At 65.9% G+C, this 14,549-nt stretch carries 13 protein-coding genes; 11 read left to right on the top strand and 2 right to left on the bottom strand.

The window, feature by feature from the left end:
* Positions 1–3: 3 nt before the first annotated feature.
* Together KB874_RS01055 and KB874_RS01050 are read right to left on the bottom strand one after the other, a co-directional pair.
* The gene (locus tag KB874_RS01055; protein WP_212534681.1) at positions 4–1,791 is read right to left on the bottom strand and encodes a hydantoinase B/oxoprolinase family protein; all 1,788 of its coding nucleotides are present in this window, start codon (positions 1,789–1,791) and stop codon (positions 4–6) included.
* Entirely contained in the window at positions 1,788–3,866 is a 2,079-nt protein-coding gene (locus KB874_RS01050; RefSeq protein WP_212534680.1) for a hydantoinase/oxoprolinase family protein, read from the bottom strand. Before KB874_RS01050 ends, KB874_RS01055 begins: the two co-directional genes overlap by 4 nt.
* A gap of 314 nt (positions 3,867–4,180) precedes the next feature.
* Between KB874_RS01050 and KB874_RS01045 the strand changes: the two genes are divergently transcribed.
* The 11 genes from KB874_RS01045 to KB874_RS00995 all read left to right on the top strand — a co-directional run bounded on the left by KB874_RS01045 (position 4,181) and on the right by KB874_RS00995 (position 14,542).
* Complete coding sequence (locus KB874_RS01045) at positions 4,181–5,164, top strand: ABC transporter ATP-binding protein (RefSeq protein ID WP_212534679.1); 984 nt, start codon at positions 4,181–4,183, stop codon at positions 5,162–5,164.
* A gap of 65 nt (positions 5,165–5,229) precedes the next feature.
* Positions 5,230–6,510, top strand: a complete 1,281-nt coding sequence (locus KB874_RS01040) for an ABC transporter substrate-binding protein (protein WP_212534678.1) — start codon at positions 5,230–5,232, stop codon at positions 6,508–6,510.
* A 10-nt stretch (positions 6,511–6,520) separates the two neighbouring features.
* The gene (locus tag KB874_RS01035) at positions 6,521–7,465 is read left to right on the top strand and encodes an ABC transporter permease (RefSeq protein WP_212534677.1); all 945 of its coding nucleotides are present in this window, start codon (positions 6,521–6,523) and stop codon (positions 7,463–7,465) included.
* A 1-nt stretch (position 7,466) separates the two neighbouring features.
* A complete protein-coding gene (locus KB874_RS01030) occupies positions 7,467–8,309 on the top strand; it encodes an ABC transporter permease (protein ID WP_212534676.1) in 843 nt (280 codons plus the stop codon).
* A 3-nt stretch (positions 8,310–8,312) separates the two neighbouring features.
* On the top strand, positions 8,313–9,011 hold the full coding sequence (locus tag KB874_RS01025; RefSeq protein WP_212534675.1) for an aspartate/glutamate racemase family protein: 699 nt from the start codon (positions 8,313–8,315) through the stop codon (positions 9,009–9,011).
* A complete protein-coding gene (locus tag KB874_RS01020) occupies positions 8,996–9,934 on the top strand; it encodes an N-carbamoyl-D-amino-acid hydrolase (RefSeq protein ID WP_212534674.1) in 939 nt (312 codons plus the stop codon). The genes KB874_RS01025 and KB874_RS01020 overlap by 16 nt, the downstream gene beginning before the upstream one ends.
* Before the next feature lie 19 nt (positions 9,935–9,953).
* A complete protein-coding gene (gene hydA / locus KB874_RS01015) occupies positions 9,954–11,411 on the top strand; it encodes a dihydropyrimidinase (RefSeq protein WP_212534673.1) in 1,458 nt (485 codons plus the stop codon).
* A gap of 28 nt (positions 11,412–11,439) precedes the next feature.
* Entirely contained in the window at positions 11,440–12,342 is a 903-nt protein-coding gene (locus KB874_RS01010) for a polysaccharide deacetylase family protein (protein WP_212534672.1), read from the top strand.
* Between the two features lie 3 nt (positions 12,343–12,345).
* A complete protein-coding gene (locus KB874_RS01005) occupies positions 12,346–12,639 on the top strand; it encodes a hypothetical protein (protein ID WP_212534671.1) in 294 nt (97 codons plus the stop codon).
* On the top strand, positions 12,632–13,561 hold the full coding sequence (locus tag KB874_RS01000; RefSeq protein ID WP_212534670.1) for a CobW family GTP-binding protein: 930 nt from the start codon (positions 12,632–12,634) through the stop codon (positions 13,559–13,561). The genes KB874_RS01005 and KB874_RS01000 overlap by 8 nt, the downstream gene beginning before the upstream one ends.
* 147 nt (positions 13,562–13,708) lie before the next feature.
* Positions 13,709–14,542: a transporter substrate-binding domain-containing protein gene (locus tag KB874_RS00995; protein WP_212534669.1), complete on the top strand. Its 834-nt coding sequence runs from the start codon at positions 13,709–13,711 to the stop codon at positions 14,540–14,542.
* The last annotated feature ends 7 nt before the right edge of the window (positions 14,543–14,549 follow it).

The raw sequence follows: 14,549 nt of genomic DNA, 5'->3' as shown, positions 1-14,549 counted from the left end.
GCGTCAGCCGCCCGCGCGGCGCGCCCGCTCGGCCTCGGTTCCCGCGAGGTCCAGCGCGCCATCGCGGATCACCACGCCAAAGTCGCGCAGGGCGCTGTCCGTCCCGATCAACTCGTCCAGAACGTCGTCCAGCACCTCTTGCGCGTCACGCTCCAGCGGGTTGCCGTAGCCGCCGCCACAGGGCCCCTCGGCCACCAGGCGATCGCCCGCGCGCACCTTGTGATAGGGCAGCTTCGACGGCAGGCTGCGGCGCGTGCCGTCGCCGGCCTCCAGCGTCAGGGCCGCGACCCGGCCCTCGGCCCCGCCGTCAAAGCCCCAGGGCGCGTATTTGTGCCCTTCGCCCTCGATCGAGATGCCGGCATCGTCGAGAAAGCGGAAAATGCGGCGCGTGCCGATCCCGCCGCGCCATTTCCCGGCGGGCATCGCGTCCTCGCGCAGCTCATAGCATTCGACGCGCAGGGGGATGTGGCTTTCGATATCCTCGACCGGGTTGTTGCGGGTGTTGGCATAAAGCGTGTCGACTGCGTCCATCCCGTCCATGCCCTGACGCCCGCCGTATGCGCCCTCCATGATCTCCATGTGGACCCAGTGCTGGCCCTTGCTGAGGCCGGACACGGCCACGACGCGAAGGTTGCCGATCCCGGCCGAGACCTGGCCCGGCACCGCCTGGCTCAGCGCCTTCATCACTGTGTCGGCCAGCTGGTTTCCGGGGCAGAAGCGGGCAATGACCGGCGCCGGGAAGATCGGGTTGGCAAGGCAGCCCTCGGGCGCGACGATTTCGATCGGCCGCGTCAGCCCGGTGTTCTGCGGGATGTCGCCATAAAGCGCGCTGTCCAGCAGGATCGAGCGGATCGTCAGCCAGACCGCGCAATCCACCGTGCCGACCAGCGGCATGTTGATCGGCTTGTCCGAGACCTGCGGTGCGGTGCCGGTCAGATCGACGGTCAGGCTATCGCCATGCACCCGGATCGTCGCCACGATGGGCAGGTCGCGGCGCGCCGGGTCGGGATCGTCGAGATAGCCGTCGATATGCGTGGTGGCGGTGTAGGCGCCATCGGGCAGGGCGCGGATCGCGTCGCGCATCAGGCGCTCTGAGTAATCCAGCAGGTCCTCGAACGCGTCCATCACGGTTGGCAGCCCGTATTGACCGACCAGCGCCAGAAAGCGTTCGGCGCCGATCCGGGCGGCCTCGATCTGGGCCTCCATGTCGCCGACGACCATTTCCTCGGCACGGATGTTGGCGCGCAGGATCTGCCAGACGGCCTCGTTGCGCACGCCGCGATCCACGACCTTGATGGCCTTGAACTGCAACCCTTCGGCATATGTGTCGACCGCGTCCACGATGCCGCAGGACCCGGGAGACAGCGCGCCGATATCCAGGTGATGCGCCGTCGTGACCGAGAAGCCGATCAGCGTGTCATCCAGGAAGACCGGCACGGCAAAGGCCACGTCCGGCCCGTGGCTGGCCCCGCCATAGGGGTCATTGTGCATGATGACGTCGCCAGGGCGGATCTGGTCGCCGCGCCGTGCCGTCACTTCGAGGATGTTGCGCACATAACCGGGGATCGGCCCTGATTGCAGCGGGGTCGACATCTTGCATTCGCACATCTGCCGACCCGTGGCGTCGGTCAGCGCTGCGCCGAAATCCTCGGACTCGCGGATGATCGAGGAATAGGACATGCGCATCAGCTTGTGCCCCATCTCGATGGCAATGGTCTCCAGCCCGCCCTGAATCACGGCGGCGGTGACCGGATCGACGCGTTGTGCGGTGATGGTCTGGGCACGGGTCATGCGATGTCTCCAAGGCTGAGGATCAGGCTGCCCGAGGGATGGACCTCGGCCGTGGCGCCGGGCGGCACGACGGTGGTGCTGTCCTTTTGCAGGATGATGGCGGGGCCAGTCAGGCGCGCACCGGCGGGCAGCGCGTCGCGGCGGTAGACGGCGGTCTCAAGCGTTTCCAGCCCGCCTTCGGTGCGGAAGACGCAGGGCTTGCGGCGCAGCAGCGCGCCCTCGACGCTGCCCGAGGCGGTGGCGCCCATGTGCTCGATCTTGTCCAGCGTGCCGGTGCCGACGAGGCGCAGGTTGACGATCTCGATCGGGTTGTCGCGGAAGGCGTGGCCGTATTCGCGGGCATGGGCGGCGTGGAACGCCTCCCAGACCTCGTCCATCGCGGCGGTGTCGATGGGCCCGTCGGGGATCGGCACGCGCAACTCATAGCCTTGTCCGACATAGCGGAGGTCGCCCATGCGGGCGAAACTGCGCGTCTCGGGCGGCACGTGGTCGGCGTCGAACCGTTCGGAGAGGTCGTTCCGCATGGCGTCGAGATCGGCGGCGATGCGCGCCATGTCGACCTTGCTGGAGACCTGGAACTGCGTCTTGATCGCGTCGTATTTCAGGTCGGTGGTCAGCAGGCCCATGGCCGAGGTGATGCCGGGATGCGGCGGCACGATGACCTCGGGGATGGACAGCATCCGCGCCACTTCGGCCCCGTGCAGCGGCCCCGCGCCGCCCATCGCGACAAGGGCAAAGCCGCGCGGGTCGATGCCTTTCTGCACCGTGCGCGAGCGGATCGCATTGGCCATGTTGGCGTTGAGGATGGTCAGCACGCCCTCGGCGGCCTCAAGCCTCGGCAGGCCCAGCGTTTCGGCCAGGCGCGCGATGACGGTTTCGGCGGCCTCGGCGTCCAGCGCCATTGCGCCGCCGAGAAAGTCCTGCGCCTCGAGCCGACCCAACACGAGGTTGGCATCCGTCACCGTGGGCGCCGTGCCGCCCTTGCCATAGGCGGCCGGCCCGGGCACCGCGCCCGCGCTTTGCGGGCCGACGCGAAAGGCGCCGCCCCGGTCCACATGCGCAATCGATCCGCCGCCCGCGCCGATCGTGTGGATGTCGAGCATCGGCATCAGCAGCGGGAAACCGGCGATCGAGGTCGAGCGCGCGTCGGTCTCGGCATATGTGCCGTCCACGACGATGCCGATATCCGCCGAGGTGCCGCCGATGTCGAAGGTGATGAGCCGGTCGCGCCCGCATTGCGCGCCAACCCAGCCACCGCCAAGCACGCCGGCCGCAAGGCCGGATTGAAGCGTCAGGGCAGGGCGCTCGCGCACCATCGCGGGTGTCGCGACGCCGCCGTTCGACGCCATGATCCGCAGGTCTCCGGGCACGCCCGCGCGGCGCAGCGCGCCCTCCAGCCCGCCGATGTAACGGCGCACCTTGGGGCCGACGAAGGCGGCGAGTGCGGCGGTGGTGAACCGTTCGAACTCGCGGAACTGCGGCGAGATCAGCGACGAGGCGGTGACGAAAGCCTCGGGCATGACCTCCTCGACGATCTCCTTGGCGCGCAGTTCATGCGCCGGGTTCAGGTAGGAGAACAGAAAGCAGATGGCGACCGAATCGACGCCCGCCGCCTTCAGCTCCTGCGCAGCGCGGCGCACGTCCGCCTCGTCCAGCGGCTCCAGCTCCGATCCGTCCGGCGGCACCAGCCGCCCGCCCACCGTCTTGCGAAAGCGGCGGGCGATCAGGGGGCGATCCTGCCACGGGATCTCTTGCCGGATCGAGTAATGCTGCGGGCGCTGGTGACGCCCGATATGCAGCACGTCGCGGAACCCCTCGTTGGTGATCAGGCCGGCGCGCGCACCCGCGTTCTCCAGCACCGCGTTGGTCGCCGTGGTGGTGCCGTGAAAGACGTGCTCTATCCCGGACAGGGGCACGCCGACCTGGGCGCAAAGTTCCGTTACACCCAGCATCACGCCCTCGGACGGATCGTCCGGCGTGGTCGCGACCTTGTGGATCGCCACCTTGTGGGTGGCGAGGTCGCAATAGACGAGATCGGTAAAGGTTCCGCCCACGTCGACACCAATGGTTTTCATCCCCGCTTCCCCTCTCAGATCGCGCCTGTCGCGCTTGCTGTGTCGGTGACCCCGAGTCGCCAGTGCCGCCCTCGTGGCGGGCCGGCAGGGTCAGTCGTGGCGCCAGACCGAGCATCAGGCGTCGAATCTCGCAAGACAACGACAAGCTGGACTGGCGTTGCGCAATTATTAGATTAGTCTTTGAGCAAGCGAGAAATAAAATGCCGACTTTTTCACCATCCGCCGTATTGTGGAGGTTGTAGGTCGGTCGGTCAGATTGTCTGTGAACGGTGGATGCCCGACGTGTTGCGGGAGCGGGAGGCAGAGGGGACGCCATGCGGTCTAAACTCGATCTGGAGCTTGTTTCGGTGACCAAGCGCTACGGCACGACCGTTGCCGTGAACGCGATCAATCACCTGTTTCACCACGGCAGCTATGTCTGTCTGCTGGGTCCGTCGGGCTGCGGCAAGTCGTCGACCCTGCGGATGATCGCCGGGCATGAAAGCGTCAGCGAGGGCGCGATCCTGCTGGGCAATACCGACATCTCGCAGATGCCACCGGCCAGGCGCGGCACGGCGATGATGTTCCAGAGCTACGCGCTGTTCCCGCACATGACGGTGCTCGACAACGTTGCGTTCAGCCAGAAGATGAAGGGCATCGACAAGGCGACCCGTCACAAGAAGGCGCGCGAACTGCTGGAACTGGTGGGGCTTGACACGCTGGCCGACCGGGTTCCCGCGCAGCTGTCCGGCGGCCAGCAGCAGCGCGCCGCACTGGCGCGCGCGCTGATTACTGGCCCCGAGGTGCTGCTGCTGGACGAGCCGCTGTCGGCGCTGGACCCGTTCCTGCGCATCCGCATGCGCAGCGAGTTGAAGAAACTCCAGCAAGAGCTTGGAATCACGTTCGTTCATGTCACCCACGGCCAGGACGAGGCGCTGGCGCTGGCAGACGAGGTCGTGGTGATGAACAACGCGGTCATCGAACAGGCCGGCCCCGCGCGCGAGGTGTTCAACGCACCCAAGACCGAGTTCGTGGCCCGTTTCATCGGCGGTCACAACGTGATCGCGCTGAACGGCAAGCGCTTTGCGCTGCGCTCTGACCGGGTGCAGATCGCTCCGGGGGCGGATGGCGGGCTCGAGACCGCCGTGGCCTCGGTGGAATATCTTGGCACACATGTCTCGCTCGGCCTTGTCGGCCCCGGCGACACGGCGATCAACGCAATGGTGCCGGAGGAAGAGTTCTTTGCGAAGCCCCTCGAACAGGGCTCGCAGGTTCGGATCAACTGGCACGAACGGGATCTGCACCCGCTCGCCCAGTAGATCGAGGAAAGACCAGCAGGGAAACGGCGCACCGAAAAAACCGCGCCCAATACAAGGAGACGGACATGACGAAATTCACCAAGCGCAACGGCCTGAGCCGCCGCACGCTGCTCAAGGGCGCTGCGGCCAGCGTGACCGCTGCGGGCGCGTCGACGCTCGGCGCACCGATGCTCTGGGCTCAGAACGAGATCGTGCTGCGCCAGGCTGGCACCGGCGTCTCGGCCTTCAACGAGATCGCGGCCAAGGCCAAGGAAGACCTTGGCATCACGCTGGAAATCACGGCGCTCGACTCGGACGCTGTCGCGCAGCGCGTGGCGACCCAGCCCAATTCCTTCGACATCGCCGACATCGAATACTGGATCTGCAAGAAAGTCTGGCCGATCGGCAACCTCCAGGCGATGGATACCAGCCGCATCGCCAACTACGACAAGATCGTCGGCATCTTCCGCGACGGCAAGCTGACGCCGGAAAGCACCATCGCGCAGGGCACCGCGCCGCATTCGGTGGGCTTCGTCGAGGGCGTGGACGGCCGCGAGTTCGTGAACAACGAATCCGGCTGGATGACGCTTATCCCGACGATCTACAACGCCGACACGCTGGGCATCCGCCCTGACCTGATCGGCCGGCCGATCAACAACTGGTCCGAGTTGCTGAACCCCGAGTTCAAGGGCAAGGCCTCGATCCTCGACATTTCCTCGATCGGCATCATGGACATGGCCATGGTCTGCGAGTCGATGGGCGAGATCCAGTATGGCGACAAGGGCAACATGACCCGCGAGGAGATCGACAAGACCATCGCGATCTTCACCGAAGCCAAGAAGGCCGGCCAGTTCCGCGCCTTCTGGAAGACCTTCGACGAGTCGGTGAACCTGATGGCGTCGGGCGAAGTGGTGATTCAGTCGATGTGGTCGCCCGCGATCACCGCCGTGCGCAGCCAGGGCATCCCCTGCGTCTACCAGCCGCTAGAAGAGGGCTATCGCTCGTGGGGCGGCGGCATCGGCCTGAACGCCAACCTGTCCGGCGCTGCGCTCGACGCGGCCTACGAATACATCAACTGGTACCTGTCCGGCTGGGTCGGCGGCTTCCTGATGCGCCAGGGCTATTACTCGGCGGTTCCGGAAACCTCCAAGGACTTCATGTCCGAGAACGAGTGGGGCTACTGGTTCGAGGGCAAGGAAGCCACCGCGCCGATCGTCAACCCGCAGGGCGTGCAGATGGAAGACGTGGGCGCGGTGCGCGACGGCGGCTCGTTCTACGACCGCATGGGCGCCGTGGCCTGCTGGAACGCCGTCATGGACGAGAACCAGTACATGGTCCGCAAGTGGAACGAGTTCATCGCAGCGTAAGGACGGCTTGATGTCATCCCAAGACCAGACGGCGCCGCGTGCGTCCCTCACCTCGGCGGCAACGCCGGGGACCGAGGCCGGAAAACCCTCACTGGCCCGTCGCATCCTCAGCGACGGGTTCAGCAGCTGGGCGCTCGCGCTCCCGGTGACGCTGGTCCTTGCATTCTTCCTGCTCGCGCCGATCGCCCTGATCGTCGTGGTCAGTTTCTGGGGATCGACCTCGTTCTCGATCTACCCGGCCTTCATCTTCGACAATTACGAGTATCTGCTGGGGTCGCAGGTGACCTACAGCGTGTTCCTGCAGACGCTGAAATTCGCTTTCCTGACCTGGGCGATCACCCTGGTCCTGGGCTTTACCATCGCCTATTACCTCACCTTCCACATCCATTCGCTGACCTGGCAGATCGTCCTGTTCCTGCTGTGCACGATTCCGTTCTGGACCTCGAACATCATCCGCATGATCTCTTGGATACCGTTCCTGGGGCGCAATGGCATCGCCAACCAGTCGCTGATGAACATGGGCGTCATAGACCAGCCGCTGGAATGGCTGCTGTTCTCTGAATTCTCGGTCACGCTGGCCTTCGTGCACCTGTACACGCTGTTCATGGTGGTGCCGATCTTCAACACTATGATGCGCATCGACAAATCGCTGATCGCGGCGGCACGCGACGCGGGCGCGAACGGGTTCCAGATCCTGACCAACGTGGTGATCCCGCTGTGCAAGCCGGGCATGATGATCGGCTCGATCTTCGTCGTGACGCTGGTCATGGGCGACTTCATCACCGTGCGCTTCATGTCGGGCAGCCAAATTGCCAACATGGGGCGGCTGATCCAGAACGACATCTCGCTGCTAGCCTATCCCGGCGCGGCGGCGACCTCGGTGGTCTTGCTGATCACCGTGCTCATAATGGTGGCGGTGATGCTGCGCCTCGTCGACATCCGCAAGGAGCTTTGACATGGACGGCAAGCGCGGCCTTTCCTTCTACATCCTGACCGGCGTCTTCATCCTGTTCCTGATCTTCCTCTACGGGCCGACGATCACCATCGCGATCCTCAGCTTCCAGGGGCCGGAAGGCGGTCTGACCTTCCCGATGCGCGGCACCTCGCTGCACTGGTTCCGCGATCTCTTTGCCGAGCAGGCGGTGGGCGACATCTGGGGCTCGTTCCGGCGCTCGCTGGCGCTGAGCATGATGGTCATGGTGACGACCATCGTCCTGTCGGTCATGGGCGGGCTGGCGTTCCGGCGGCGCTTTGCCGGATCGACCGTGCTGTTCTACGTCATCATCGCCAGCCTGGTGATCCCGTCGATCCTGGTGTCGCTGGGCGTGGGCCTGATGTTCAACCAGCTGGGCTGGAACATCAACTGGTATACCTCGGCCTTCGGCGCCCAGCTGACCTGGACGCTGCCTTTCGGCCTTCTGATCATGTTTGCCGTGTTCAACCGCTTCGACCGGTCGTTCGAAGAGGCAGCGCGCGACCAGGGGGCGAATCCCTGGCAGGTGTTCCGTCACATCGTGTTGCCGCTGATCGCGCCGTCGCTGATCGGCGTGGCGCTGTTCGGTTTCACGCTCAGCTACGACGAATTCGCGCGCACGCTGCTGACCGCGGGCAGCCGCAATACGCTGCCGCTGGAAATCTACGGCATGACGACCAACGTCACGACGCCTGTGATCTTCGCGCTTGGCACGTTGACGACTGTGTTCTCGTTCTGCGTGATCGGCACCTTCATCGTCTTCGCCCTCATCTGGCAGAAACGGCAGGCACGGCGGGTCTCCGATGCCGGAAAGGGCATGGTCTGAGCGATGAGACTGGCCGTCATCAATCCGAATTCCACGGTGTCGATGACCGAGAAGATCGCCGAAGCCGCGCGCATCGCTGCCGGTCCCGGCGTGACGGTCGAGGCGCGCACCTGTGCCGGCAGCCCGCCGGCGATCCAGGGCCCCGAGGACGGCGACCTTGCCGCGCCACATGTCATGGCCGAGGTCAGACGGGCCGAGGCCGAGGGGGCGGATGCCTGCATCATCGCCTGTTTCGACGACACGGCGCTTGCCGAAGCGCGCGCCGCCGTCTCGATCCCCGTGATCGGCATTGGCGAGGCGGCGTTTCATGCCGCCATGCTGCTGAGCCCGCGCTTCAGTGTCGTCACGACGCTGTCAGTCTCGGTCCCGGTGATCGCGGACAACATCGACCGCTACGGGATGGCTTCGGCCTGCGCCCGTGTTCGCGCCAGTGAGGTGCCGGTGCTGGATCTCGAAAAACCCGGATCGGATGCGCGCGGCAAGGTCTCGGCCGAGATCGCCCGCGCGCTGGCCGAGGACGGGGCCGGGGCTATCGTGCTGGGCTGCGCGGGCATGGCCGATCTTGCCGCCGAACTGGCCGCCGAGCATGGCGTGCCGGTGATCGACGGCGTCGCCGCCGCGACCGGGCTGGCGCGGATGCTGGTCGCGCTGGGGCCCTCTGCCAAACCAACCCGAAAGGAACACCCATGTCCCGCTTCGTGATGACCGCAGCGGCCCAGATGGGGCCGATCGCCCGTGCAGAGACCCGCGCCGATTGCGTCAAGCGCCTGGTCGAGATGATGCGCGAGGCCAAGGCGCGCGGCTCCGAACTGGTGGTGTTTCCCGAACTGGCGCTGACCACCTTCTTTCCGCGCTGGATGATCGAGGACGAGGCAGAGCTCGACTCGTTCTACGAGACAGAGATGCCCTCGGCCCAGACCATGCCGCTGTTCGACGAGGCGAAGAAACTTGGCGTCGGCTTTTACCTCGGCTTTGCCGAACTGGTGGTCGAGAACGGGGTGAAACGCCGCTACAACACGTCGATCCTGGTCGACCGGACCGGCAACATCGTCGGCAAGTATCGCAAGGTGCACCTGCCCGGCACCAGCGAGCCGATCCCGGGCCGCGTGCTGCACCACCTGGAAAAGCGATACTTTGAACCCGGCGACCTGGGCTTTCCGGTCTGGCGGGCCTTCGGCGGCGTCATGGGCATGTGCATCTGCAACGACCGCCGCTGGCCCGAGGTCTATCGAGTGATGGGGCTTCAGGCGGTGGACATGGTGATGCTGGGCTACAACACGCCCTTCGACCACGTGGGCGAGGTGGCGATGGACGCGCTGTCGCTGTTCCACAACCACCTGTCGATGCAGGCGGGCGCCTATCAGAACGCGACCTGGGTCGTGGGCACGGCCAAGTGCGGCAACGAGGAAGGCTCCAAGATGCTGGGCCAGTCGGTCATCATCGCGCCGTCGGGCGAGATCGTGGCGCAGAGCGTCACCGTCGAGGACGAGGTCATCACGGCGAAGTGCGACCTCGACATGGGCAAGCGCTATCGCGAGACGATCTTCGATTTCGCCCGCCACCGCCGGCCCGAACATTACGGTCTGATCGTCGAGCGGACGGGCGCGATCCCGCCGCCGGAATGACGCAAGGGGAGAGAGAACCATGTCGAAAGTGATCAAGGGCGGCACCATCGTGGCCGCCGACCGCAGCTATGAGGCCGACATCCTGATCGAGGGCGACACGATCGCCGCCATCGGGCCGGGTCTGAAGGGCGACGAGGTGATCGACGCCGAGGGGGCCTATGTCATCCCCGGCGGCATCGATCCGCACACACATCTGCAAATGCCCTTCATGGGCACCGAGACCGCCGAGACCTGGGAAAGCGGCACCTTCGCCGCCGCCTCGGGCGGGACGACCATGGTGGTCGATTTCGTCATTCCGGGCGATGAGGGCATGATCGCCGCGCTGGACACCTGGGAAGAACGCGCCGCGCGGCAGGCCAGCATCGACTACGGCTTTCACATGGCTGTCACCGGCTGGTCGCAGCAGATCTTCCAGGACATGGGCACGGTCGTCGGGCGCGGCGTGAACACCTTCAAGCACTTCATGGCCTACAAGGGCGCGCTGATGGTGAACGACGACGAGATGCACGCCTCGTTCACCCGCTGCGCCGAACTGGGCGCGCTGCCGCTGGTCCATGCCGAGAACGGCGACCTGATCGCCAGCCTGCAACAGAAATTCATGGCCGAGGGCAACAGCGGCCCCGAGGCCCATGCCTATTCCCGCCCGCCCGAGGTCGAGGGCGAGGCGACCAACCGCGCCATCGTCATCGCCGACGCGGTGGGCGTGCCGGTCTACATCGTGCACACCTCGAGCGAAGAGGCGCACGAGGCGATCCGCCGGGCGCGGCAGAAGGGCATCCGCGTCTGGGGAGAGCCGCTCGTCCAGCACCTGCTGCTGGACGAGTCCGAATACGCCAACCCCAACTGGGACCACGCCGCGCAGCGTGTCATGAGCCCGCCCTTCCGCGACAAGAAGCACCAGGACAGCCTCTGGGCCGGTCTGGCCGCAGGCTCCCTGCACGTGGTGGCGACGGACCACTGCGCCTTTACCACCGAGCAGAAGCGCATGGGGATGGGCGATTTCACCAAGATCCCCAACGGCACCGGCGGGCTTGAGGACCGTCTTTCCCTGCTTTGGACCTACGGGGTCGAAAAGGGTCGCCTGACGCCGAATGAATTCGTCGCCGTCACCTCGACCAACATCGCGCAGATCCTGAACGTCTACCCGCGCAAGGGCGCACTGATCCCCGGCGCCGATGCCGACATCGTCGTTTGGGACCCCAAGGCAGGCAAGACGATCAAGGCGGCAACCCAGAAATCCGCCATCGATTACAACGTGTTCGAGGGGTTCGAGGTCTCGGCCACGGCGCGTTACACGCTGTCGCGCGGCGCGCTGGTCTGGGACAGCACGTCGCAGAGCCAGCCGCAGCCGGGGCGTGGGGCGCATGTCGGCCGTCCCACCTACCAGGCGGTGGGCCGCGCGCTGAGTACCTGGAAGGAACTGGTCGCGCCGCGCCCCGTGCTGCGCGACCCCAAGATGATGCCGATCGGCGTCTGAAACCATCACAGCGAGGGAGAGAGACGAAATGGCCAAGAAAATCATGTGCGCCTTCGGCACCGACATCGACTCGGTCGCCGGATGGATCGGGTCCTACGGCGGCGGGGATTCCCCGTCCGACATCCAGCGGGGCATCTTTGCCACCGAGGTCGGCGTGCCGCGCCTGCTGCGCCTGTTCAAGAAATACGACCTGCAGACCACGTTCTTCATTCCCGGCCACAGCCTGGAAACCTTCCCCAAGGAAATGCAGATGATCGTGGACGGGGGCCACGAGATCGGCGCGCATGGCTACAGCCACGAAAACCCGGTCGCGATGACGCCGACGCAGGAAGAGGATGTGCTGGTCAAGTCGATCGAGCTGATCGACAAGCTGACCGGCAAGCCGCCGCGCGGCTACGTCGCGCCCTGGTGGGAAATGTCGAACTCCACCGCCGCGCTGCTGGCGAAGCACGGCTTCAGCTATGACCACAGCCAGATGTATCGCGACTTCCAGCCGTTCTATGCCCGCGTGGGCGACGAGTGGACGCTGATCGACTACACCAAGACCGCCGGCGAGTGGATGAAGCCGCTCAAGCACGGCAAGGAGGTCGACCTCGTCGACATCGCGGCCAACTGGTACACCGACGACCTGCCGCCGATGATGTTCATCAAGAAGTCGCCCAACAGCCACGGCTTCGTCAGCCCGCGCGACATCGAGCAGATGTGGAAGGACCAGTTCGACTGGGTCTATCGCGAGATGGATTACGCGGTCTTCGCATTCACCATTCACCCTGACGTGTCGGGCCGGCCGCAGGTTCTGCTGATGCTGGAAAGGCTGATCGAATACATCAGCGGGCACGAGGGCGTCGAGTGGATGACCTTCGAGGACATCGCCGCCGATTTCCGCAAGCGCTATCCCTTCGACAGCGACAAGCGGCCCGAGGTGATCTGAGCCATGTGCTCTGCCTGCGGATATCCGGCGGCGCCGGGGCACTGGACGGATGCCGGGGCGGCCAGCCCCGGCGATCGGCTTCGGGTGCGGTTCCAGCGGGTCAAGGCCCTGAACACGCTGCTGGGCCCCTATGGCCTGGCAGCCCATGACGACGGGGTGATCCCCGGTGTCCAGCTGGCCTCGCGCACCGGCGCGCGCGAGATCGTGCCGGACCTCGCCGCGCTCTGGTCCGCTGCCGAACGCATGACCGGAACACCGGTCGATCCGCTGGGCGACCGTTTCCTTGCCGATGACTGAGGCCGAGGGCCGGCTGCGGCTGACCATCCTTGGCGGCTATCTGGGCGCGGGCAAGACGACCTGGCTGCGCCACGCGCTTTACGAGGGGCGGTTCGGCAAGGCGCATGTCATCGTAAACGAGGCGGCGGAAATCCCGGTCGACGACGCCTTCCTGCGCAGTTCCGGGGAGGTCACCGTGCTGGCGGGCGGCTGCGTATGCTGCACGGCAAGGGCCGACCTGATCGCCGCGCTGCGCGGGCTTTGCGATGCGCGCAGCCGGGCAGGGGCGGTGCGGCTGGATACCGTGGTGCTGGAAACCAGCGGGCTGGCCGATCCGGCGCCCATCGCCGAGGCGATCCGCGCCGATCCGGTTCTGACCCGCCACATCCTGCTGGACGAGATCATCGTGCTGGTGGACGGGCTGCATGGCGCGGCACAACTGGCCAGTGACCCGCTGGGCCGACACCAGATCGAGGCGGCTGACCGCCTGATCCTGACCAAGCCGGACGCCGCGCCTGACCTGAACCGCTTGCGCGCCACGCTGGCGCGGCTCAACCCGGGCGCCGAGGTCACCGCCGCGGCACATGGCGTCGACTGGCCGCTGCCGCCGCTGCCCGCGGGCGTACTGCCGATGGATCTGGTCGAGACCGGCGACGTCGCGCCACCGGTGCCGGTGCCCGTAGCCCTGCCCGAAGGGATGGACTGGAGCCCGTTCAGCGTCTGGCTGTCGGCACTGCTGCACGTGCATGGCGACCGGATCGTGCGGGTAAAGGGCGTGGTGCGCACCCCCGCAGGGCGGCTCTTGCTGCAAGGGGTGCGGCGCACCGTGCAATCGCCGGAAATCCTGCCGGACCCGGGCGCGCCGACTGACGACACGCTGGTGCTGATCGGCCGCGACATCGATGCCGACCGGGTGCGGCGGTCGCTGCAAAAGCTGGTCTGATTGCGTCGGGCGCGGGATGTGCCCGCTTATTCACCTGACTTATCCCGGTATCAGCAATTTCATAAGTAGCACCCCCGGTTTTCCTTGCGATCCATCGTGTGACTTATACCCTCGGTGCAGGAACAACATCGACACGGGGGATCACTCATGAGGAAGATCATCGCAGCGGGCCTGTCCTGCGCAGCACTTCTGGCCGGCGGCGCGGCCATCGCGCAGGACAAGTACACGGTCGCACTGGACGGCACTTTCGCACCCCATGCCATGCCGAAGCTCGGCGGCGGCATCGAGGGGTTCAACGTCGATCTCGCCAACACGATCGGCGAGCGGCTGGGCGTGGAAATGGACATCGTCGCGACGCAGTTCTCGGGCATCCTGCCGGGCCTGCAGGCGGGCACCTACGATTTCGTCGTGGCGCCGACCACGATCAACGCAGAACGTGCGGCCAACTACCTGTTTTCCGAAGGTTACCTGAACACCGACTTCCAGTTCGTCGTAGCCAACGACGCGCCCGACATCACCGACATGAAGGAGTTCGCGGGCAAGGTGATCGCGGTCAACAAGGGCTCGGCCTATGACAGCTGGGCGCGCGAGCGCGAGGCCGAGATCGGCTGGACCGTGGAAAGCTACGGCACCAACACCGACGCGGTGCAGGCGGTCATCTCGGGTCGCGCCTTTGCCAACGTGGCAGGCAACACCGTGGCAGCCTGGGCAGCCAAGCAGAACCCGAACATCAAGCTCAGCTATCTCTACTCGACCGGCCTCGTCTGGGGCATGCCCTTCCGCAAGGGTGACGAGGAGCTGCGCGCCAAGGTCGAAAGCGTCATTGAGTGCATGAAGATCGACGGCACCATCGCCGCGATGCATGAAAAGTGGTTCGGCGTGGCGCCCGCCGCGGGTTCCGCCGCCGTTACGCCGGTCGCGGGCTTCGGCCAGCCGGGCTTTGACGGCTACGAGGACAACGGCCACGAGCCGTCCTGCTGATCCGACA

This window comes from Thetidibacter halocola, assembly GCF_018224955.1.
Taxonomy (GTDB): Bacteria; Pseudomonadota; Alphaproteobacteria; order Rhodobacterales; family Rhodobacteraceae; genus Thetidibacter; species Thetidibacter halocola.
The sequence above is the reverse complement of the archived record's forward strand: the minus strand, read 5'-3'. Positions and strand labels throughout refer to the sequence as shown.